The sequence below is a fragment of the Sutcliffiella horikoshii genome, from assembly GCF_020524325.1.
Taxonomy (GTDB): domain Bacteria; phylum Bacillota; class Bacilli; order Bacillales; family Bacillaceae_I; genus Sutcliffiella_A; species Sutcliffiella_A horikoshii_D.
In genome coordinates, this window is record NZ_JAIVKY010000008.1 from 85,491 (window position 1) to 106,846 (window position 21,356).

The window sequence follows — 21,356 nt, forward strand, 5'->3', positions numbered from 1 at the left end:
AGGAGTGTTATTATTTTGTGTCAAAAAGTGATGTTTCCTCCGTTGAAAATGTTGGTCGTATCTCCATTCGAAAACTTACACAAAATAAATGAAATGCGATTTTGAGGTGTATAAATGAAGCGATGGAAAGCGATTGTTTTATTGTTTATATTTGTGCAAATTAACCCACTCATTTTAGAAGCAGCACAAATAGTGAATGCTCAAGAATGGTATACGTATGACAGGATGAGGGAAGATTTAAGGCTTTTGAAAAGAAAGTATAACGAAGACATTCAAATTAAGCTTATTGGTAAATCAGAGTTTGGTCAGAATATTTGGTCTGCAAAAATAGGTAAAGGCAAAGAAAACATTATTATTCTTGGTGGTCACCATGGAAGGGAATGGCTTACGACAAGTCTTGTCATGACTAAGCTGGAATATTACTTAGAAGCGTATAGGAGAGGTGAAGATATATTTGGTTATAATTCGCAACTGTTAGATGAGGTTTCGATATGGTTTGTCCCGATGGTCAATCCGGATGGGATACGGATTCAACAAGAAGGGATAGGTTTTTTGCCTAAAAATTATCAAAATCGATTAATCCACATGAATGAAAATAGTATCGATTTTGATCGATGGAAAGCAAATGGTATTGGAATTGATTTGAACAGGCAATACCCAGCAGGCTGGGAAAGCATCAAAGAAAAAACAACGGCACCATCCTATCAGTATTATAAAGGGAAGTATCCGCTGCAGGCGAAAGAGGTCAGGGCAGTTGTACATTTTACAAAGGAAGTAGAGCCGTTGATGGCGGTCACCTATCACTCCTCGGGGAGAGTTCTGTATTGGTACTTCAAAAATAATCAAGCAGTGGTGAAACGAGATAAGAATATAGCAGATCACTTATCAAAGTTAACAGGTTATCTACTTGACCAACCGGAGGAGCATGCGGTTGGTGGAGGGTTTTCCGACTGGTTTGTTTCAGAATTCAATAGGCCTTCTTTCACACCGGAGATTTCTTATTTTGTGGAAGAGACAAACCCTCCGATATCTGTTTTTCAGGAAGAATGGAAGCGGAATAAAAAGGTGGGGATCTACCTTGTGGCTAAAGCAAAAAATCTGTTTCTTGATCGTAATGAATCCAAAATGAATGAGGCAGAATAACGGTAGAGGTTTTTCAACAGAAAAAAAGGGGTATTATTTTTGGTGTCTGTTTTATTTAAGAGTAGCTAAAAAAGGTTGACACCGTCCGTTTTTCCCTTGTAGAGTAGTAATTATGATAAATCAAATCAACTCATTTTACCTTCGTTAAGGCGGGGCTTATTGCACCTTCATTCGTCAAAAATGACAGGTGCTTTTTTAATGAGTAAAATCAGATTCCCCCTGTTGACTGTAGGCTCAAGCACCGTCCCGCGGAAAGCGAACACCTGGAACGAAGGGAAACAGACAGTTACACGTTATATTAATTTTCATTTCAAGGTGGTGGTAACGAAAATGGATAGTAGTCCAAGTCCGAGGACGAATATTATAAGAAGTACAGGAACATACATATCATTATTAGTTACCACACCTTTGGTAAAATAAAGATGTGATTCCTTGTACTCCTTAGCATGCAGAGGAGGCAAAGCTCATGGTGAAAAACATGACAGAGGATCAAATCATACTAAACATCATTACCTTTTTAAAAGACGGTAAGCGAAAAGCTTTCCAAGATATCATAGAAGAACTTCAGCCATATGATACAGGAGTCATCTATCAACAGCTTCCTGAAAAACATAAAGTAAGGTTTCTCACATACCTTACAATTGAGCAGTTGACTGCCCTGATTCAAGAGCTAAACCAAGAATTGCAGTTAGAAGTATTACAAAAAATCGGCGTGGAAAAATCGGCTAAAGTTATGGACCGTATGGATAATGATGATTTAGCATCATTGTTCGATGAAATGGATCCAGAGGTCAAAAGCAAATTCCTAGCAAAAATGAACAAAGAAGAATCCACCGCCGTTCAGGATTTAATGAAATACGAAGCGGAAACTGCCGGTCGATTGATGACAAATCGGTATGTATGGATACCTCAGGAATACACAGTCCGAGAAGTGGTCGATAAACTTAAATCATTTGCGGAACTCGCTGAAACAATCAACTACTTATATGTCATTGACGAAGAGAAAAGGCTTGTAGGCGTTGTCTCTTATCGTGATCTTATTTTGGCTGATGCGCACGAAAGGATTCAGGAAATTATGTTTTCCAGGGTCATTTCCGTTCATGTTGATACTGACCAAGAAGAAGTGGCAAATATCATCGAGCGTTATGACTTTTTAGCCGTCCCTGTTGTGGACGATGAAAAAACACTAATTGGTATTATTACAGTCGATGATGTCATAGACGTTGTCATTCAAGAAGCAAATGAAGATATTGAAAAACTATCTGCATCTGGTAAAGACATTGACTTTGATACACCTGCGCTAGTGGCTTCTGCAAGACGTTTGCCGTGGTTGATCTTATTATTATTTATTGGACTTATTTCAGGCAGCATTATAAGCGGATTTGAAGATACATTAGGTACAGTTGTTGCGTTGGCATTCTTTATGCCGATGATTGCAGGGATGACAGGTAACACAGGTACGCAATCGCTTGCTGTGATTGTTCGTGGATTAATTTCTCGTGATTTGGATAAAAAGTTGGTTACAAAAGTTGTTTTACGTGAACTTGGAGTTGGAATAACCATTGGGATAACATGCGCTATTTTGATTGCCATTATTGCATTTGTTTGGCGAGGCGATTTGATCTTGGGAATGGTTGTAGGTGTTTCTTTATTTTTCACTCTAATCATCGGTACACTTGCGGGTACTATAATTCCCTTAATTCTTTATAAATTGAACATCGACCCGGCCATTGCGTCCGGTCCGCTTATCACAACAGTAAATGATATCCTTTCTTTATTAATTTATTTTGGAATTGCGACAGCATTTCTTTCTTACTTGGCACCATAAAAAATAAAAAGTCCATCCTCTCCAACAGTAATCGTGAGATAGGATGGACTTTTTTTGTCTAATGAGACGGTAGTGCTTTCTTCTTTAAAAGCCTCATCAGCAAGAAGATATTAATAAATATGGTGTAACACCCTAAGGCAACCAAGCCGACTGTAGACAGTTCTACCATCTCTAAAATGAGACTAATCATGGTAACGATATAAAGGAAACCCAACAGTTTCTGAATGCTCCTGCTATTAAAGAAAGAAGTGGCTTTTGCACCCAACTGAGAACCAAGGATGGCTCCCGCAATCAATAATAATCCCACCTTGAAGTTAATCGGATTATTGACTGCATATGTAATAAATCCTGCACTGACAATCAAGATGACTCCTGCAAGGCTTGTTGCCACTGCCTGTTTAGAAGAGAAGCCGTAGTAAGCAATCAATAACGGAACAATGATAAATCCCCCACCAACACCTAGAGAGGTTGATAAAAATCCAGCAATAAACCCAATGAAGATGAATTTCCAGAAACTCTGCTTGTTTGAAGTGGCATCATAAGCAACTCGATTAGCTCCTTTATCCTTCTTCAGCATTTTATAGGCAAAATAAGTGAGTAATGCAAGGTACAGAATCGGTACAACAGAGGTATCATACCCATTTGACTCAAGCCAGCTTACAACAGGGTAGGCAATTTGTGTAGCAACGACACCACTTGCTCCGATAATGACTGCTGCCTTCCATTGAATGTTATTCATTTTAAAATGAGCATACACACCGGCCATGGATGTTCCAATGGTATAGAGAAGGCTTGTGGAAATCGCCTCAATAGGTGTGTAACCAATAAGAAGCAAAACTGGTGTCAGTACAAGGCCGCCTCCTATTCCAAAAAAACCAGAAAGCATACTGATTGAAAATCCTAATAGTATAAATAATAAAAATTCCATCTATGTATTCTCCTCCAAAAACGCTTATCCTCAGTATAACATTGTGACAAAGTCAGGGGTTTGTATATAGAAAAAAGACGCAATAGAACAATCCCTTCTCATGTTATTGTCACCTTGTTCATACATTGTGATAAGAGGAAAAGGGAGGTAGTTTTAATGAGAGCAAATGATGAGAAAGCCTTATTCCATGCCATTGATGAAATTACCGAGATTGCCAAAGGTTTTGGACTGGACTTTTACCCAATGCGATATGAAATTTGTCCTGCTGATATCATCTATACGTTTGGAGCATACGGAATGCCGACACGCTTTTCCCATTGGAGCTTTGGGAAACAATTTCATAAGATGAAACTTCATTATGATCTTGGACTCAGTAAGATATATGAATTGGTCATTAACTCAAATCCTTGTTATGCCTTTCTATTGGATACAAATTCGCTTATTCAAAATAAGCTAATTGTTGCGCATGTACTTGCCCACTGTGATTTTTTTAAGAATAATTGCCGGTTCCAAAACACGAACAGGGATATGGTGGAAAGTATGGCTGCAACAGCGGAGAGAATTAAACAATATGAACAGGATTATGGAAAAAAAGAAGTAGAGGACTTCTTGAATGCAGTCCTTGCCATACAAGAACATATTGACCCTTCTCTTATTCGTTCCAAACTTGCTTGGAGCATGGAAGATATGGAGGAGGAGGAGGAAGCGCCGAAAAAGGCGAGTCAATATGATGATTTGTGGAATTTGGATAATCGGAGTAAGCCAAAAGCAGTGCCAAAGAAAAGAAAAAAGAAATTTCCTCCTCAACCAGAAAAGGATATTCTTCTATTTATTGAACAATACAGCAGCGAGCTTGAAGACTGGCAGCGTGATATTCTGACGATGATGCGAGAAGAAATGCTCTATTTTTGGCCACAAATGGAAACGAAAATCATGAACGAAGGCTGGGCTTCGTACTGGCATCAACGTATCTTGCGTGAAATGGACTTGACAAGCGATGAGGCACTGGAATATGCAAAATTAAACGCAGGTGTCGTGCAGCCTTCAAAAACGAGCATCAATCCATACTATCTTGGGATCAAAATTTTCGAGGATATTGAAGAACGGTACAATAATCCTACGGAATCCATGCTGCGTGATGGAGTAAAACCAGGATCTGGGCGTGAGAAAATGTTCGAGGTGAGGGAAGTGGAATCAGATATTTCCTTCCTGCGCAACTATCTTAATAAGGATTTGGTGATGCGAGAGGATATGTATCTTTTCCAAAAGCAGGGGAAAGATTACAAAATTGTCGATAAGGCTTGGGAACAAGTACGAGATCAACTGGTAAATATGCGTGTTAACGGTGGGTTCCCATATATTACGGTTAATGATGGGGACTACCTAAGAGCAGGGGAGCTATATTTGAAGCATTGGTTTGAGGGAATTGAACTCGACCTTAAATATCTTGAAAAAGTAATGCCGTACATCTTTCAAATTTGGGGTAGACCTGTCCATATGGAATCGGTTATTGAGACGAAAAATGTGTTGTTTACGTATGACGGTAAGAGTGTGCACCGGAAGTATATATAACAAAGAAAACCTTGAGGGAAGCCCTCAAGGTTTTTTATATGATTTTGAAATGGTAAAGTCATCATCAGTCATCACATATTTATGAACTTGTTCTAGTGCTGAATGAAGGATGGGAGAAAGAGAATTGCAGGAGTATGCGCATACCGAAATCATCCTTTCTCTTACAACAAAGTCATCAGCAATGCCTTCATAATCCCTTAGTTGCTCAGCATCGGGATTGTCTGAAGCCCATTCCACATGAGCCCATGTACGTACGGAGCGGTTAACTTTTTTTATTAAAGTAAGATCTTTTTCGAAATGCTTCAAAATGGTTGCTGTATTAAAATCTCCACCAGAAAAATAATAATCGAAGTTATTGACCATTCTTATAGAAGTTTGTTGCTCTTTGCTAAACTTCTGTGTCACTTCCTTCTTTATTTTCGGAAGATTTTTCATGCTTTCAATAATCAGGATGTTATCCCCATTAACCAAACCAACGGCTATAAAAGATATTAAGTTATTTATATAGGCATCTTTATCTTTAAAGCGGTAAAAAATATGACCTTCTTTTAAATTCTCTAGATTAAGGATGGTATGAGTAGTAATTGGTCTCACCTCTAAATTAGATTTTGATTTCAACCAAAATAAACATTAAGTTTAACCTTATAAGGCAACTAAGGTTAATAATGCCACCATTATGTTTTTCTAGAGGAACTCTGATTCATTATAACACTAATCTGTAAAAATATTTTGTATTTAGACTGATATAGCCTGCAAGTCGATTATAAAGCGGAAAAAAGTACTCGTCTTTCATTGTATAATCTTTTTGTTAAAGCGATTAAAGTTTCAAACACATCAAACGTTAGAGACTTTATACCCATTGTATATAATAGGAATTACCATGTAAGAGAGAAGGGGAAAACATGCTTATAGACGCAATTGTTATCGGAAGCGGATTTGGTGGAATTACTTCGGCAGCACTTCTTGCGAAAGCCGGTTATGATGTTTTAACACTTGAAGCTGCAAGTGAGCTTGGTGGGTGTGCAAGCAAATTTGACCGTGCAGGCTACAGGTTTAGTGCAGGTGCGACAGTTGGCATGGGTTTTGAAGAAGGAGGGATGTTAAAGAAACTATTTGAAGAGCTGGGTGCGCCACTACCACCAATGAAAAAGCTCGATGAAATCATGAATGTGTACCTTCCAGACCGGACGATAACTTACTTCTCGGAAAAAGAAAAATGGTATAAGGAAGTAGCATATAAATTTGATAGCGATCAAGACCGGGTTTTTTCCTTTTTTGAGGAGGTATTTAAAGTATCTAAGATTTTGCAGATTTTTGTAGAGAAAAGGAATATTTTCCCTCCCTCTACCGTATCTGAGTACTTTCAATTACTAAAAAGTATGAATGTGAAACTTCTAGGGTTAGCCCCTTACTTGACTCAATCCGTACAAGATCGATTATCTAAATATGGTTTGACGGAAAATAAGCCGTTTATGACGTTTATTAATGGTCAGCTATTGGATAGTGTTCAGACTACAGCAACTTTTTGTCCGTCCTTGTTAGGCTATATGGCCTTAAGTATTTTTCACAAGGGCGCTTTTTATGTGGCGGGAGGTTTGGCGTCCATTATTCATGCATTAGCGGAAAGCTACCGGGCTTCAGGCGGAGAACTGCGCCTGCGTCATAAAGTTGTCAGTATTGCCAAACAGGGGGAAGTATGGACAGTTATGACGAAACGTGGGCAAGTATTCAGAACGAAACAGGTAATAATGAATGCTCCGATTCATAATGTATTTTCCTTGCTGGAACCTGAGTTGCATCAAAACCTTGTTATCAAAGAACAAAAAGAAAGAGAAAAGGATGCTTGGGGAGCCTTTACTCTCTATATTGGAGCAGAACCCTCTTTTATGATGAAGGAAACGAGTTCCATTCCATTTCATCAGTTTATCTCCTCCTATGACTCTCCATTATCAGAAGGAAATCAATTCTTATTTTCCATGTCACAAGAGGGGGATACGAAGTTCGCTCCACCTGGAAAAAGATCCATTACTATTTCTACCCATACAAATGTCGAGAAATGGTGGGAGAGGGAAAGGTATGAAAATATAAAAGAAGAATACACGGAGAAGATTATTGATTCAATTGATAAGAAGTTTTCGAGTTTCTCTTCTAAAATTGATGTGAAGATGGCGGGGACTCCCGTGACTTTTAAGCGATATACACAAAGGGCTTATGGAAAGGTAGGCGGCTTTATTCCATCAGGGAAATATAGTTTCTTGAAAAGCTACTCTCCAAACTCTGGCGTGGAAGGGCTATGGTTTTGTGGAGATACCGTTTTCCCTGGAGCTGGCTCATTAGGAAGCAGCTTGAGTGGCTGGATCGTTGCGGATGCAATAAAAGGAAAGCACCCTGAAGGAGACATGTGATGTCTCCTTCAGGGTGCTTTTTACATTATCACTTTAGGAATAGACGCTTCAATGCGGATGTATACAGTTTTGTTCTACTAGTAGAGACATTAATAGGTATGATTAATAACATTGCATCATAGAGTATAAGGAATTACTGACGAAAAGGAGGGGGAACATGATGAACGGGTATTATTATCCATACTATACAAGGGCTCAACAAGATCCCACTTTAATAGAAAATATCATGAAAGCCATCAATGGAGAATATAGTGCCATTGCCTGTTACGAAAAGCTTGCCCAGATGGCGCCAGATACGGAAACTCAGAAGAGAATATCGGAAATAAGAGAAGACGAGATTAAGCACTATAATACGTTCAGTCAAATCTATCAATCGTTAACTGGTAAAGCCGCTACTCCGGAAGTTACGGAAGAGTGTTCGGATAATTACCAAGAGGGTTTGGTCGCATCGTTGAAGGATGAACAGGAAACCGTGGATTTTTATTTAGACATCGCCGATTCGACGCAAAACCCGTACATTCGTAGAGTGTTTAAGAGGGCTGCAGCAGATGAACAGAACCATGCAGTGTGGTTTTTGTATTTTTATACGGATAGCAAGGGATAACAAAACAACCGACTTCTCCTGTGAGAGGTCGGTTGTTTTTTTCATAGCAACAATCCCATCAACGTTCCGCCAATGGCACCTGTTAATACAATCATCCAAGGTGGAAGCTTCCAGTAGTCAAGCATGCTGAACAAGATAGCTGCAAAAGCAAAATCAATTGGAGCTAAGACCGAACTGGTCCAAATTGGGAAGTAAAATGCTGAGATTAAAATTCCAACTACCGCAGCATTTATACCCATTAATGCTGCTTTTACTTTTGAATTACGACGTAAAGAATCCCAAAATGGTAAAGTTCCAAGAATTAAGAGGAAGGCAGGAAGGAAGATAGCAAATGTTGCTAAAAGCCCGCCCTTCCAGCCGTCAATGACAGCACCGATATAAGCGGCGAACGTAAATAATGGACCAGGGACTGCTTGGGCAGCACCGTAACCTGCAAGAAATGCTTCTTCACTAATCCAACCAGTTGGAACGAATTCACGCTCTAGTAAAGGAAGGACCACATGTCCTCCACCAAATACTAAAGATCCGGAACGGTAGAAGCTGTCAAACAGTGCCACCCAGTTTAGCGAAGTGGCTTCTCTTAAGATTGGCAACAAAATGAGTAGTCCGAAAAATAGTGTTAAGCAGATTACCGCGAAGCGCTTGGAAATCGGAAATTCCATACGAGAGTCATCTGTTGTGATAGTTTGCTTAAATAAGATAAAGCCTACAATAGCGGCAACGAGGATGACACCCACCTGGGAGAATGCGGTTTGCCACAATAACGTAACTACCATTGCAAATAATGCGATAGCTTTTCTTTTAAGATCTGGAGTAAGGTTGTTCGCCATCCCTAAAATGGCATGAGCAACAACAGCTACTGCGACAATCTTCAACCCGTGAATCCAGCCGGCATTACCTACGTCAAAACCCTGTAAGATGATAGCGAATATTATTAATGCTAATACTGATGGTAACGTGAATCCTAAAAAGGAAACAATGCCTCCAAGTACTCCTGCTCGCATAACGCCTATTCCTATACCGACCTGACTGCTCGCAGGTCCAGGTAAGAATTGACATAAAGCTACAAGGTCAGCATAACTCTTTTCATCCAACCATTTTCTACGACGTACATATTCGGCATGGAAGTAACCGAGATGGGCTACTGGTCCACCGAAAGAAGTAAGGCCCAGTCTGGTTGATACAATTAAAATTTCTATGAGTGCTTTTAATTTGTTAGTTGTCTTCAAGTTGATCACCTTCTTTAATCTCTTTAAAAAGCTCATAAGCCTTGTTTCTTGCTTCTTTTAAGATGAGGTTTCCTTTTTCTGTAATTGTATAATTCTTTCTGATTTTACCCTCAACTTTTTGGTCCTCCTTAAGCAATAGACCGTCTTTTTCCATGGAATGGAAGATAGGATATAATGTTCCAGCACTAATAGAGTAACCATGCTCTCGTAGTTCTTCTAGCATCCAAGCCCCATAAACTGGATGTTCTTTTGCATGGTGAAGAATATGAATTTGAATAAAACCGAGGAATAATTTTCTAAGTACTCTTTCTTCCAAATTACGTCCTCCTTTTATAGATAGTCGGAAGATTATCCGAGTTCACGAAACCCGATATCGATTTCCGATATCAATATATCACATATTTTATTATGCCCCTATATGTACCGAAAAACTTTACATAACATTTACAAACCTTTTGAAAAGTTGACGTTTTGAGCCTAATGGGCTAGAATGAAGGTAATAAAATTACGTATTATCCCAAAGGGGAGTAGCTTATTCAGCAAAGTCGTCATTACGGGACCATGTCCTCGGCTTTGTTGGCAACAATATGTTGTTAGCGAGACCTTTGTCAGCTTCATTAGTCTGGCAAAGGTCTGTTGTATAGAGAGACCTTTCGCCATATGGTGAAGGGTCTTTTTCATTGGGATAAAAATTGGGGAGGTCGCATTAATGATTAAGAAATTATTCAAAGCATTTATTTTAAAAGAAGGCGCTAAGATTGCTAAAAAGAAGGTCTTGCCTGTGGTTATAAAAGAAGTAAAGAAACGTATGAAAAAATAGGAGGAGATTAGATGCGTAAAGTAATTATCACGATTGCATTGTTGTCATCTATTCTATTAAGTGGTTGTTCTATAATGGAAGAAGTAAATAGTTCATTGGAATATGTCAATGAAGCAACGGAGCATATTAACACTTGGAAGGACTTTGGGGAGGAAGCACCTCAAATGATTCAAGAAGCAGCTACAGATGCCAATGCGAAGGAAGAGTTGGAGACTAGGTTAAATGAAATGCTTGTTGAAATAGAAGAGTTTGATAACACGGAAGCTCCAGCCATTGCAGAAGATGTACATCAACAAATTGTGGACAAAAATCAAGCAATTCAAGATGTAATTGAAAATGCTTTGGTGGACGGGGAATTGGCACTAGAGAAGCTGCAAGATTCGGAGCTATATACATTAATAAATGAAGTAACGACGATGATGAACCTATTGGAGGAATTAGGTTCTTAATGTTTTCAGGAGAGTAGGAGATGCCAGATGAGGGGAACAACTACAGAAATGAACACATCTTATCTGCAACTTGCAGGTTCTGTTATTTTCAAGCGAGCTCAGAAACATGTTGAAGTAGAGTCATTTAATGATAAGGAACTAACGATTGCCGGATCTGGCCGAAGTGCGTATGTTTTTAAGCTTAAGAATACAAAAAAAGTGCTAAAAGTGTTCTATCCTCCCTTTGAACATTTAGCTAAAAGAGAAGCTAAAATATACAAAAAATTAGAGGGCATTTGCTATTTCCCTGTGATGCATGCCTCAGGAGAAAATTTTATTGTCATTGATTATATTGATGGGTTAACCCTTTTTGAATGTTTAGTGAAGGGGAAACATATTGATGAAAACGTGTTGGATGAAGTAGATCATGCGATTCTATTAGCAAAGAAAAGGGGTCTTAACCCTTCTGACATCCATCTTCATAATATCTTAATTACCCCAGAAGGAAATGTGAAGCTCATTGATGTGGTGCGTTTCGAGCAGGATAAACAGTGTTCACAATGGGATGATTTAAAAAGAGGGTATTATAAATATTATAAAAAGAAGATTTTTCCTAGAAAGTTACCAGCTAAACTTTTATTGATGATTGCCTTCTTCTACAAAAGAGACCTTTTAAATAGATTTGTCACGTAAGTAAGAACCGTTCCTGGTGAAAAGGAACGGTCTTTTTTTTACTAAAACTGCGATAAAATAAAAAAGGATTCGTCTATACATATAGAGACTGCAGCAAAACGGGGGAAAAGGATGTCCAATAAACAAGTCATTTCGGAATGGTTTTATTTATATAGTGATGATATTTATCAATTTCTATTTTACCGGTTGAATTCCAAGCATCATGATGTAGAGGATTTAGTACAGGAAGTATTTATACGTGCACTGAACAATCTAGATCGTTATAAGGGAGAAGCTTCTCCTAAAACGTGGCTTTATAGCATCGCAAGGAACATTGCAATTGATGCCCACAGAAAAAAGACACGTGATAAATGGAAATGGTTTTTACAGTTTGAAAGTGGAATAGTTACTGAGAGCACAGAAAAAGATACACCGGAACACTTATACTTTATCTCAGAAGAACAGAGAGAATTATTAATCGCGATTCGCAGTTTAAAGGAATCTTATCAGGAAGTGCTTATTATGAGGAGCATTAAAGAGTTATCTGTACAAGAAACCGCAGCAGCTTTGGGGTGGACCGAGAATAAAGTACGCTCCACCCTTCATCGTGCGAAATTAGCCCTGCAAAAAAGGTTGGGAGGGAATGTAGTTGAATAAGGAATTGGATAAAAAGCTTCAAACATTACCCAAGCCAAAGCTAAGAGAAGAAACGAAGGATGTGCTACATCAAGCCATTATGGATCATCAAAAAGAAAAAAGACATACTTTATGGTTGCCAAAGGTAAAATCGGCAGCTTTGTTGACAGTCAGTGTCCTTGCCATAGCATTATTCTCCTTTATCCTATTCACAGGTAGCGAAGGGGAAGCTCCAAGATCCTCTGCGCCAGAAGGGGTAAATTATGAGAATTATGTTTCTTACTTAGAATCTATCGAGGTGTATGACCAAATAGGTGATGACAAGGCATTCATTGGAAACAATGGGGCGCTCGGCAAATATCACGGTCAAGTTTTGCCTGGAAAATACTATGCTAATGGAATGGAACTTCAAACAGATGAAGAACAGCCCATGGGAATCCACATGTATTATAAAGTGACAGAAGAGACGTCCGCCAAAGGTTTTGATAAAGATGTATTCCATGTTTCCAACCTTCCGTGGACTATCATATTCAATGCCACAACTTACTTTACATTTTTCACAAACGGAGACTTTGTTACATTTGATATTGATTATTATGGAGAAAATAGAGAGTATACATTAACTAGAACGCAAATTGAAGATTTATATGGAAGAGACGTAAATGAGTTTGCAAAAGATGATACATTATGGAAGCAAGAAGTTATAGAAAAGACACTTCAAGATGAAAAAAAGGTCCAAGATTTTATGGAGAAAATAAGGGTTTCTAATGCACTATCTGCTGATCCTGAAAAAGAGGTGATATCTTCCAAAGAGTATGTTGAAGTTGATGGTAAAAGATATCTTGTCCCATCTGATATGCACACTCCCCCTGTTAAAGGCGAAGGGAAAGAGGATATTTATTCTTTTAGCGATATGTTGTATGAGTTTTACGATAAAGGGTGGGGGGAACAGGTGCAGGTGGCAAGAAACTTTAAAATGTGGGAAACCATTAAAGTTAGTGGTGAACTTCAAAGTATCGAATATGACGGTATTTCGAATCAATCTACGTTTAGTTTTGCGCCACAGCAATCGCATATTATGGTTTTTGACGGTGATCTCACAACTAGATATCAACCAGGAGATACATTGTTATTTGAATTTCAATTTGTTCCACTAATTGATGAGACTTATGAGTTTGTTCATTTGGATTATGATGCCGCACTTCTTTCTGGGGAAGAAATCAACATTAACGAATATTTGGTAAGTGAATAATGTATTGTGAAAAAAGAGCAGCTGTTTTGGACAGTTGTTCTTTTTGGATTGTTTCAGAAAAAAGTTAGCAGTAATGGCGGATTTTTCTTTCATTCCCAAAAATATCTATTAAAAGGTAGAATAAAATAGTACAATAGTTGTATAAACTAACCATACTATTGTAGGGGGTGTTGTAGATGGAAGGCAAACCAAACCATTATGACGGCAGTGTTCAAGCCGATGCAAAAGAAAATGCAACGGGAATTTTGAATGAGTCATTTGTACTGACTGACGATATAAGAAAAAATATCGGCGGTAATCCATATATCCTACATAATGAAGAATAAGAGAACGTTTTTAAGGACCTGTCATGTGTTAATGATTGGTCTTTTTTTTTAGGTTGAAGCAAGTTACTTGCAAAAAATAATTATATTAGTTATTATTATCTCGAATTAATAATAATTTAATTCGAGATAGTTGGTAAGTTATGCCTTTTGGTAGCAAACTAAAATATATTACTTCAAACAAAGAGAGGAAAGATACAACATGGCAAAAGTTTTATACATCACAGCACATCCACATGATGACACACTATCCTACAGCATGGCAGTAGGGAAAGCATTCATTGACACTTACAAAGAGGCGAATCCATCAGATGAAATCGTTCATGTGGATTTATACAAAGAACACATCCCACATATTGACGCAGACGTATTCAGTGGGTGGGGAAAATTGCAAACAGGTAAAGGGTTTGATGAGCTTTCAGAGGAAGAAAAAGGAAAAGTTAGCCGTCTGTCCGAGTTAACGGAGCAATTTATCGGAGCTGACAAATATGTGTTTGTAACACCACTTTGGAACTTCTCCTTCCCTCCTGTTATGAAGGCATATCTTGATTCTGTTGCTGTTGCGGGTAAAACGTTCAAGTACACAGCGGAAGGTCCTGTTGGATTGTTAACGGACAAGAAAGCAATTCATATCCAGGCTCGTGGGGGAATCTATTCAGAAGGACCTGCGGCTGGAATGGAAATGGGCCATCGTTACTTGACAGTGCTTATGCAATTCTTCGGGGTGCCATCTTTTGAAGGATTGTTTGTAGAAGGTCATGCAGCAATGCCTGATAAAGCAGATCAAATTAAAGCGGACGCAATTGCACGTGCGAAAGATAAAGCACATACTTTCTAATAGTGATGAACCGGGTGGCTGTAAAGCTGCCCGGTGTTTTATCAGCCAGTTCTCGGATATATCAACCGATTCTTTGTTTTATCAACCAACTTTCAAATATATCAACCCAACCATTTCCCCAAAACTCATCACCCCTCATCCAACGTTCCTTTCCTTCAAACAAGGCAAATGCTATAATGTACCGAAAGAATCTTACATAAATATGGAGGCAATATGCTAACTTTTGAACAAAAGCTTGAAATTATCCAATCATTCCCGCAACTAACAAGAAAAGAAGTATCTCTTAAACGGGTAAACTTCCAATATGAAGAAAGTCAAAGCGATAAGAAAAATGTAGTCTATCATTTGCATCCAAATGGTAACGGTTATGTTTATGCCAAAGGAATCAAAGGCTATAAGACGGATGATAAAGGAATGGTAAACATTCGTGAGTTTGGTGAGGATGAACTGCGTGAACTTATCAATAAGTCCATAGAGGTCCTGGGAAGAGAGTATGAAGTAGAAATAAACACAGAGGAATTTGAAGAAGAACGCTGGGCAAACGATGAAGGACATTCTTTAAATGTTGTATTGGAAGACGATATGTGGAATGTGTATGCTGGAAAAAATCTTGACGGAACATTTCCTTCCTATAATGAAGCAAAGCAGTACTTGATGGAAGAAGGATTCCGAAAAAGATACTATTAATATTTAATCTGATTAAAACACCGCTGTTGATTTCCGCCCTGGGCTTCGCTTTCCTAGGGGCTGACGAGAGCCTCCTCGGCAAGACTGGGGGGTCTCTACCTAGCGCTATCTCCCTTAGAAGTCTTCGCCCTGTGCTCCAATCAACAGCTATGTTATTATCCTGTAAGCAAGTCCTCGTTTGGGTACCTTACCTTCGAAGGTTTTGGTTTTGCTAAGGAATAGGCCAATGTCAATGGTCCTAGCTTTCCCAGCAACATGATGAAAACAATAACGCATTTACCGATATCTGTTAAATCTCCTGTAATCCCCATGGACAATCCCACCGTTCCAAATGCAGAGATTACTTCAAATAATAATAAAAGAAATTCTGCTTGTTCGGTTATCGTTAAAATGAACAAAGAGAAGAATATGAATAAAATACTAATGGTAGAAATGGCTAAAGCTTTAATTACATAGTTTTGGTGGATAGAACGTTTGAAAATAACAATTTCGTGTTTGCCTTTGATGAAAGTGTTCACAGCCAAAACGATAATAACAAACGTTGTTAATTTAATTCCCCCACCTGTTGAGGTGCTTCCTGCTCCGATGAACATAAGCAGAAGTGTCCACATTATAGAGGCGGTTTCCATGGCTCCGATATCTATCGTGTTAAAACCGGCAGTCCGAGTTGTTACAGCCTGAAAATAAGAAGCCCAAATCTTTTCAATTAAAGTGAAGTTTCCTAGAGTGTTAGGGTTAAAGTATTCCAAAACGAAAAATACAAACATGGCAAGTAGATTAATCCCCAATGTTCCGAATAGCATAATCTTGGTATGAAGTGTAAGCCTGCGAAATTCCTTCGTATACCACAAATCTGTCAAAACGGTAAATCCAATCCCCCCAATGATGAAAAGAAAAGAAATCACAATGTTTACAACAGGGTCTCCTGCATATTGCATTAAACTATCTGACCAAATGGAAAAACCGGCATTGTTAAAGGCGGAAATGGCGTGAAATACACTATAGTAAAAACCGTCCCACCATCCATATTCCGGAATCCACCGATAGGACAGCAGTAATACTGCAAATCCTTCAATAAGAAAAGAGAAAATAATAATTCTTCTAACCAGTAAGATGATTCCTCCGACGGAAGTCTGGTTCAATGCCTGTTGTAATATCAACCTTTCCTGAAAGCCAATTTTTTTGCCTAACATGATAAAGATTAAGACTGCGAATGTCATGATACCAATTCCGCCCACTTGTATTAGAAACAAGATAACAATCTGGCCAAACAAGGTGTACGCGGTTCCGGTATCCACTACAGCAAGACCTGTCACTGTCATTGCAGAGGTAGCGGTAAAAAGGGCATCAACTAATGTAATGGATTCTGTAGTAGAAACCGGCAACCTCAATAATAGCGTCCCTAATAATCCGAAAAAAATGAATACAACAATCAATAGTTGCGGCGGACTGAGTTTAATAAAAGGACGGCGCCACATGGTTAGATCCCTACATCTTCAAATCGGTGGATGTCTTCGTTACGACCAAGAATAATTAACAAATCCCCTTGGCGAATAATTTCATCTGCAGGAGGAGAGATGATGATATCCCCATCTCTTTGGATTCCTATTAATGTACAACCGTACTTTGCTCGTAAATCTAAATCAGTCAGACTTTTATTACTTACTTTTTTCGACGCAAAAAGTTCAACTATACTATGGTTATTGGAAAGTTCAATGTAGTCAAAGATTTTATCTGAAACGACATGGTGGGCAACTCTTTTAGCCATATCCCGTTCAGGCTGGATGATTCTATCCACACCGATTTTCTCCAATACTTTCTGGTGATATTTATTTGTAGCTTTTACCCAAACTTGTTTAATACCCATTTCCTTTAAAAGCAGGCTGGTAAGAATACTTGATTCAATGTCATCCCCCATGGATACAATAGCATGATCGAAATTACGAATCCCTAGGGAATTAAGTGTGGCTTCGTCTGTTGCATTGGCCTGAACAGCATGTGTAGCATATTCGCTTATTTTGTTGATGTTATCTTCGTCTTTGTCTATGGCGAGTACTTCTACCCCAAGTGTGGAGAATTCCTCAACGATGCTGCCTCCGAACCGTCCCAATCCAATGACAACAAATTGCTTTTTCATGAATATTCCTTCTCTCTTAAAAAATAGGTTTTCTTACTGTGATCTTTAGATCAAGGAAGAGAACGCAGAAAGAGACCATCTTTGCAACTCAAAGAATGGTCTCTTTTATAACAATCAGACCCTTCTCTCAATACGCTTACGAGGTTAGCTGTCGGGTTAGAGGATGAGAGTCCTCTTCGCAAAAATGCAATTCACCCCAAGATATACCGGAAATTATCAGGATATCATTATGGTTCCCCCGCTCTGTAAAGATTAAGCAATAGGTTAAAATGTATAGAATGATGATACTTAATTTACTCCCCTTTTTTCACTTCGTCAATAGATAATTTGTAAAAATCATGTAAAGCGTTTTCAACTTGAACTATGGCAGAAAAATGTCCTTGTCCACAAAAATAATTTATTTGGAGAGTGTAAGATAGTACTTTATTAAGATTAAATTGCTATAATTATGTAAGAGACTCTAGGAGCATGCAGGGGAGGGAGCATTCATACACACTCAAAAAATTTGGAGGATACTAACCTTCATACTAGTCGTATGTTCATTAATATGGGTTGTTCAAACAGAATGGTTTTCCATTTTTAAAAGTGGTGATATCGAACAAATTCAATTGATGTTAGAAGAGGAAATATATTTCTTATTATTACTAACCTTCTCCTTAATGCTAATCCAAAATCTGTTTACCCTCATTCCCATTGTAGGGATAATCGTCATTAATATTGCCTTGTTCGGACTGATCTGCGGATATATATGGAGCCTTGCTACCAGCTTAATTGGTGCATTGGTTGCTTTCATCGTCTTTCGTTATTGGTTTCAATCGCTTCTTATCAATAAGGTTAAAAAATCATATTTAGAAAAGCTGGAACAAAATGGTGTTTTGTTTGTATTGTTATTGCGATTGATCCCATTCATTCCATCTAGTTTAATTAATATTACAAGTGGCGTCAGCTCCATCAGGTTAATGCCCTTTCTGACAGCTACCTTTATCGGAAACGCAATTTATTTATTATTACTAAGTTTTGTAGCTAATGGGTTATTATCAGCGGAAATTGAGGGATATATGCTCGTTGCATTATTGCTAGCAGTATTGCCGAGTATTTATCTGTACCGATATCTTAAACAAAAAACTGGTATTGGAGAAAATCAGAAAAGAAAGGTAAGAGGCGGATAAGAAAAGACCGGGCAATTTCGCTCGGTCTTTTTGTGTAAGAATAAGAAAATTTATAATCCGGTTGATTTCCGTTCCAGGCTCATCGCTTGCCTGCGGGCGGTCCGTGAGCCTCCTCACTCCGTTGCGGGGTCTCACCTGTCCTTTCCTCCCGCTGGCGTCTGCGGACCTTCCACTCCAATCAACAAGGTGACTTCATTCACCTTAAAGTTAAAAAAAATATCTAACCGAGCTACTGAAAAAACAATAACGTTTTTTTTCGTAACTTCTAGCTGTGTATTGGAGCAAAAGGCGGAGACTCCACGGGGAAGTAGCGGCAATGTTGAGACACCTCAGGCTTGCCGAGGAGGCTCAAGGTCGCCCCGTGGAAAGCGCAGCCATTTGCGGAAAGGAACAGCGGCGATAACCAATAACAAATGGTTCTTTTTTTATTTTTTAGTTACTCATTCCGCCTTACCTTCCGTTGATAGAAAATAAAGATAGGTAGTGGGATGATAATCCATCCAAAACTCTTAATTAATGTATTCCAGGCCATTTCCTTGTTACGCTCTTTTTCTTGAGAAACAACTGTGTTATATTCGGCGAGCAATTCGTCGTCATTAATTTCTGGCTCCGAAATCGGTTTGCCGGACTCATCATATTTTGTTTTGTTGGCGATCTTCATCTCCTTATATTCGTAATAAGTTTGATAATAACTAGAAGGGGAAACAATATCTGCAATTGCCATGAAAGCTGCGACACTTCCTCCGATGGTCATCATCAAGGTCATAAACAAGATTACATAATAATAGACTACTCGTATCATACCAATGCTCCTTCCTCATCAATAATGGCAGGACTTTCTAATCAACTCATGAAATAGAGCTACTAATAAGATATTTTAATTATGAAACTTATAGAATTAAAAAACGTAAGAATAGAAAAGAATGAAGAGGTTAAGGGAGGTAATAGTAATGTTGATATTATTTTTTATACAACTCATAGTGGCGCTGATCTTTTTGTTAATTGGATGGGCTATCGTAAAGAAGGAAGCATATGGACTGATATCTAGTTTTCGTTCTCGTCCTAGAGGAGAGCAGGAAGAATTGATTCAAAATGGATATCCGCAAAAAACAGGAAAGTTGCTTATTGGAACAGCAATTGTTTTATTAATTATGCTTCCTTTATTATTTACTTCTTTCCCATATGCATTGGAGGCTCAGATAGGGGTAATGGTAGTCCTATTGATGGGAGGATTCATTTACCTTTCCAAATATGAGGTGGCAAATAAACGTAAAAAAAGCTACATCATTAGTACATCTATTGCTGTTGTATCATTTACAGTGTTATTTGTCATTTTTTATGTAGGATTCCAAGAGGCTAAATTAATTTTAAAGGAAGATTCATTTGAGATAAGCGGAGTTTACGGAGATGAATGGAGCTATGAAGACATCACACAAGTCGAGCTATTGGAGGAAATGCCGGAAGTACTTTTACGTACAAATGGATATGGAATGCAATCTATCTCTAAAGGGCATTTTAAGGTCAAGAATTATGGAAGCAGCCTACTGTTTATTTATAAGGGACATTCGCCCTATTTATTAATAGAAACAAATGATGATACTATCTTCATTAACGCAAAAGATGCAGAAAAAACAAAAGATTGGTATTATCAATTAGTAGAGCAGTCAGGTAAAGCAGAATAGTATTAGTTCTTTAATATTCCAAGAAGGGAACATTAAATCATGACCTTTGTATTATTGGTTGTCGGATTTGCATTATTAATCAAAGGGGCGGATTGGTTTGTGGATGGTGCTTCTAATGTTGCCAAGATTCTCCGCATCTCCCCATTGTTAATTGGATTGACAATTGTAGCATTTGGAACGAGTTCGCCGGAAGCGACAGTAAGTATTCTGGCAGCGTTAGATGGAAGTGCAGAAGTTTCACTGGGAAATGTTATTGGAAGTAATATCTTTAACATTACTCTTGTAGTTGGATTAACTGCTTTATTGAATCCATTAAAAGTGGAGAGCGAAACAATCAGAAAAGAAATACCCTTTACCTTGTTAGGAAGTGCTGTCCTACTTGTGTTAATCAGTGATATAGCATTGCAAGGGTTTACTGAAAACTTGCTGACAAGAAGCGATGGGTTAATATTTCTATTGATTTTCGCTGTGTTTATGTATTATATTTTTGAAGTCGCAAGAAATAATCGTGATAAGATTCCTGTAGAAGAAACTTCAGAAAAAGCAACTTGGGGGAAGAACATTTTTTGGACGGTCATTGGGCTTGCTGCCATCATTTTTGGTGGAGAATTAGTAGTAAGAAATAGTACGGAGATTGCTGTATCTTTAGGGATGAGTCAAACACTTGTTGGTTTGACGATTGTAGCTATAGGAACCTCCTTACCAGAACTTGTTACCTCCATTATGGCTGCGATCAAAAAACAAAGTGAAATTGCCCTCGGTAATATCGTAGGAAGTAATATTTTCAATATTTTGTTTGTATTAGGAACTTCTTCACTAATAACGCCGCTTCCTGTTAATAGCAAAATATTTGTAGATATCGGGTTGTTAGTAGTGTTAACGGTTATTCTCTTAGTGTTTTCAAGAACAAATTTCCGAATTGGGAAAATAGAAGGAACCTTTTTGGCTATAGCGTACGTCTTATATTTAGTATTTATCATTATTAGAAATTGAGGTTTAATTG

Annotated in this window: 22 protein-coding genes and 1 riboswitch; of the genes, 15 read left to right on the forward strand and 7 right to left on the reverse strand. The window is 38.2% G+C overall.

The window, feature by feature from the left end; all coding sequences use genetic code 11:
* Positions 1-114 precede the first annotated feature (114 nt).
* Together LC091_RS13120 and mgtE are read left to right on the forward strand one after the other, a co-directional pair.
* The gene (locus LC091_RS13120) at positions 115-1,143 is read left to right on the forward strand and encodes a M14 family zinc carboxypeptidase (protein ID WP_226682487.1); all 1,029 of its coding nucleotides are present in this window, start codon (positions 115-117) and stop codon (positions 1,141-1,143) included.
* Positions 1,144-1,609: 466 nt separating this feature from the next.
* Positions 1,610-2,971, forward strand: a complete 1,362-nt coding sequence (mgtE, locus tag LC091_RS13125; RefSeq protein WP_226682488.1) for a magnesium transporter — start codon at positions 1,610-1,612, stop codon at positions 2,969-2,971.
* A gap of 58 nt (positions 2,972-3,029) precedes the next feature.
* On the opposite strand, the gene LC091_RS13130 is transcribed toward mgtE, so the two are convergent.
* Positions 3,030-3,899: a sulfite exporter TauE/SafE family protein gene (locus tag LC091_RS13130; protein ID WP_226682489.1), complete on the reverse strand. Its 870-nt coding sequence runs from the start codon at positions 3,897-3,899 to the stop codon at positions 3,030-3,032.
* A 156-nt stretch (positions 3,900-4,055) separates the two neighbouring features.
* Here LC091_RS13130 and LC091_RS13135 point away from each other — a divergent pair, with 156 nt between their 5' ends.
* The gene (locus tag LC091_RS13135) at positions 4,056-5,471 is read left to right on the forward strand and encodes a SpoVR family protein (RefSeq protein WP_226682490.1); all 1,416 of its coding nucleotides are present in this window, start codon (positions 4,056-4,058) and stop codon (positions 5,469-5,471) included.
* 24 nt (positions 5,472-5,495) lie between these two features.
* Here LC091_RS13135 and LC091_RS13140 read toward each other — a convergent pair whose 3' ends face one another.
* A complete protein-coding gene (locus LC091_RS13140; RefSeq protein ID WP_226682491.1) occupies positions 5,496-6,089 on the reverse strand; it encodes an MEDS domain-containing protein in 594 nt (197 codons plus the stop codon).
* Between the two features lie 284 nt (positions 6,090-6,373).
* Between LC091_RS13140 and LC091_RS13145 the strand changes: the two genes are divergently transcribed.
* Positions 6,374-7,876, forward strand: a complete 1,503-nt coding sequence (locus LC091_RS13145) for a phytoene desaturase family protein (protein WP_226682492.1) — start codon at positions 6,374-6,376, stop codon at positions 7,874-7,876.
* Between the two features lie 160 nt (positions 7,877-8,036).
* The gene (locus LC091_RS13150) at positions 8,037-8,480 is read left to right on the forward strand and encodes a ferritin-like domain-containing protein (protein WP_226682743.1); all 444 of its coding nucleotides are present in this window, start codon (positions 8,037-8,039) and stop codon (positions 8,478-8,480) included.
* A 41-nt stretch (positions 8,481-8,521) separates the two neighbouring features.
* On the opposite strand, the gene LC091_RS13155 is transcribed toward LC091_RS13150, so the two are convergent.
* Together LC091_RS13155 and LC091_RS13160 are read right to left on the reverse strand one after the other, a co-directional pair.
* Positions 8,522-9,745: a chromate transporter gene (locus tag LC091_RS13155; protein ID WP_404819686.1), complete on the reverse strand. Its 1,224-nt coding sequence runs from the start codon at positions 9,743-9,745 to the stop codon at positions 8,522-8,524.
* The gene (locus LC091_RS13160; protein WP_226682494.1) at positions 9,696-10,025 is read right to left on the reverse strand and encodes a PadR family transcriptional regulator; all 330 of its coding nucleotides are present in this window, start codon (positions 10,023-10,025) and stop codon (positions 9,696-9,698) included. Before LC091_RS13160 ends, LC091_RS13155 begins: the two co-directional genes overlap by 50 nt.
* 515 nt (positions 10,026-10,540) lie before the next feature.
* Between LC091_RS13160 and LC091_RS13165 the strand changes: the two genes are divergently transcribed.
* From LC091_RS13165 to LC091_RS13195, 7 genes are all read left to right on the forward strand, one after another.
* A complete protein-coding gene (locus LC091_RS13165; protein WP_226682495.1) occupies positions 10,541-10,978 on the forward strand; it encodes a DUF6376 family protein in 438 nt (145 codons plus the stop codon).
* A 27-nt stretch (positions 10,979-11,005) separates the two neighbouring features.
* Positions 11,006-11,650, forward strand: coding sequence for a protein kinase family protein (locus tag LC091_RS13170; protein WP_226682496.1), 645 nt, complete (start codon positions 11,006-11,008; stop codon positions 11,648-11,650).
* 111 nt (positions 11,651-11,761) lie between these two features.
* On the forward strand, positions 11,762-12,286 hold the full coding sequence (locus LC091_RS13175; protein WP_226682497.1) for an RNA polymerase sigma factor: 525 nt from the start codon (positions 11,762-11,764) through the stop codon (positions 12,284-12,286).
* Positions 12,279-13,517 (forward strand): DUF4825 domain-containing protein, encoded by a 1,239-nt coding sequence (locus LC091_RS13180; protein WP_226682498.1) that lies wholly within the window; start codon positions 12,279-12,281, stop codon positions 13,515-13,517. The genes LC091_RS13175 and LC091_RS13180 overlap by 8 nt, the downstream gene beginning before the upstream one ends.
* 176 nt (positions 13,518-13,693) lie before the next feature.
* On the forward strand, positions 13,694-13,843 hold the full coding sequence (locus LC091_RS13185; RefSeq protein ID WP_226682499.1) for a hypothetical protein: 150 nt from the start codon (positions 13,694-13,696) through the stop codon (positions 13,841-13,843).
* Between the two features lie 199 nt (positions 13,844-14,042).
* On the forward strand, positions 14,043-14,678 hold the full coding sequence (locus LC091_RS13190) for an FMN-dependent NADH-azoreductase (RefSeq protein ID WP_226682500.1): 636 nt from the start codon (positions 14,043-14,045) through the stop codon (positions 14,676-14,678).
* A gap of 213 nt (positions 14,679-14,891) precedes the next feature.
* Positions 14,892-15,365 (forward strand): hypothetical protein, encoded by a 474-nt coding sequence (locus tag LC091_RS13195; protein ID WP_226682501.1) that lies wholly within the window; start codon positions 14,892-14,894, stop codon positions 15,363-15,365.
* 155 nt (positions 15,366-15,520) lie between these two features.
* On the opposite strand, the gene LC091_RS13200 is transcribed toward LC091_RS13195, so the two are convergent.
* Positions 15,521-16,843, reverse strand: coding sequence for a TrkH family potassium uptake protein (locus LC091_RS13200; RefSeq protein ID WP_226682502.1), 1,323 nt, complete (start codon positions 16,841-16,843; stop codon positions 15,521-15,523).
* A 2-nt stretch (positions 16,844-16,845) separates the two neighbouring features.
* Entirely contained in the window at positions 16,846-17,502 is a 657-nt protein-coding gene (locus tag LC091_RS13205; protein WP_226682503.1) for a potassium channel family protein, read from the reverse strand.
* Positions 17,503-17,621: 119 nt separating this feature from the next.
* Positions 17,622-17,771: riboswitch (cyclic di-AMP (ydaO/yuaA leader) on the reverse strand.
* A 390-nt stretch (positions 17,772-18,161) separates the two neighbouring features.
* Between LC091_RS13205 and LC091_RS13210 the strand changes: the two genes are divergently transcribed.
* Positions 18,162-18,671, forward strand: a complete 510-nt coding sequence (locus tag LC091_RS13210) for a TVP38/TMEM64 family protein (RefSeq protein ID WP_226682504.1) — start codon at positions 18,162-18,164, stop codon at positions 18,669-18,671.
* 436 nt (positions 18,672-19,107) lie between these two features.
* Here the strand turns inward: LC091_RS13210 and LC091_RS13215 are convergent, their stop codons facing one another.
* Positions 19,108-19,473 carry a hypothetical protein gene (locus LC091_RS13215; RefSeq protein WP_226682505.1) on the reverse strand — a complete coding sequence of 122 codons (366 nt, stop codon included), beginning with the start codon at positions 19,471-19,473 and terminating at the stop codon, positions 19,108-19,110.
* A 148-nt stretch (positions 19,474-19,621) separates the two neighbouring features.
* Here LC091_RS13215 and LC091_RS13220 point away from each other — a divergent pair, with 148 nt between their 5' ends.
* The gene (locus LC091_RS13220; RefSeq protein ID WP_226682506.1) at positions 19,622-20,353 is read left to right on the forward strand and encodes a DUF3784 domain-containing protein; all 732 of its coding nucleotides are present in this window, start codon (positions 19,622-19,624) and stop codon (positions 20,351-20,353) included.
* Between the two features lie 39 nt (positions 20,354-20,392).
* A complete protein-coding gene (locus LC091_RS13225) occupies positions 20,393-21,346 on the forward strand; it encodes a calcium/sodium antiporter (RefSeq protein WP_226682507.1) in 954 nt (317 codons plus the stop codon).
* The last annotated feature ends 10 nt before the right edge of the window (positions 21,347-21,356 follow it).

Excerpts from the sequence above, each read along its gene's own strand:
- LC091_RS13150 (WP_226682743.1), top strand. The coding sequence starts at position 8,037 with ATGAACGGGTATTATTATCCATACTATACAAGGGCTCAACAAGATCCC.
- LC091_RS13130 (WP_226682489.1), bottom strand. The coding sequence starts at position 3,899 with ATGGAATTTTTATTATTTATACTATTAGGATTTTCAATCAGTATGCTT.
- LC091_RS13175 (WP_226682497.1), top strand. The coding sequence starts at position 11,762 with ATGTCCAATAAACAAGTCATTTCGGAATGGTTTTATTTATATAGTGAT.
- LC091_RS13210 (WP_226682504.1), top strand. The coding sequence starts at position 18,162 with ATGCTAATCCAAAATCTGTTTACCCTCATTCCCATTGTAGGGATAATC.
- LC091_RS13195 (WP_226682501.1), top strand. The coding sequence starts at position 14,892 with ATGCTAACTTTTGAACAAAAGCTTGAAATTATCCAATCATTCCCGCAA.
- LC091_RS13135 (WP_226682490.1), top strand. The coding sequence starts at position 4,056 with ATGAGAGCAAATGATGAGAAAGCCTTATTCCATGCCATTGATGAAATT.
- LC091_RS13225 (WP_226682507.1), top strand. The coding sequence starts at position 20,393 with ATGACCTTTGTATTATTGGTTGTCGGATTTGCATTATTAATCAAAGGG.
- LC091_RS13145 (WP_226682492.1), top strand. The coding sequence starts at position 6,374 with ATGCTTATAGACGCAATTGTTATCGGAAGCGGATTTGGTGGAATTACT.
- LC091_RS13200 (WP_226682502.1), bottom strand. The coding sequence starts at position 16,843 with ATGTGGCGCCGTCCTTTTATTAAACTCAGTCCGCCGCAACTATTGATT.
- LC091_RS13205 (WP_226682503.1), bottom strand. The coding sequence starts at position 17,502 with ATGAAAAAGCAATTTGTTGTCATTGGATTGGGACGGTTCGGAGGCAGC.
- LC091_RS13220 (WP_226682506.1), top strand. The coding sequence starts at position 19,622 with ATGTTGATATTATTTTTTATACAACTCATAGTGGCGCTGATCTTTTTG.
- LC091_RS13155 (WP_404819686.1), bottom strand. The coding sequence starts at position 9,745 with ATGAGCTTTTTAAAGAGATTAAAGAAGGTGATCAACTTGAAGACAACT.
- LC091_RS13170 (WP_226682496.1), top strand. The coding sequence starts at position 11,006 with ATGAGGGGAACAACTACAGAAATGAACACATCTTATCTGCAACTTGCA.
- LC091_RS13120 (WP_226682487.1), top strand. The coding sequence starts at position 115 with ATGAAGCGATGGAAAGCGATTGTTTTATTGTTTATATTTGTGCAAATT.
- LC091_RS13165 (WP_226682495.1), top strand. The coding sequence starts at position 10,541 with ATGCGTAAAGTAATTATCACGATTGCATTGTTGTCATCTATTCTATTA.
- mgtE (WP_226682488.1), top strand. The coding sequence starts at position 1,610 with ATGGTGAAAAACATGACAGAGGATCAAATCATACTAAACATCATTACC.
- LC091_RS13215 (WP_226682505.1), bottom strand. The coding sequence starts at position 19,473 with ATGATACGAGTAGTCTATTATTATGTAATCTTGTTTATGACCTTGATG.
- LC091_RS13190 (WP_226682500.1), top strand. The coding sequence starts at position 14,043 with ATGGCAAAAGTTTTATACATCACAGCACATCCACATGATGACACACTA.
- LC091_RS13185 (WP_226682499.1), top strand. The coding sequence starts at position 13,694 with ATGGAAGGCAAACCAAACCATTATGACGGCAGTGTTCAAGCCGATGCA.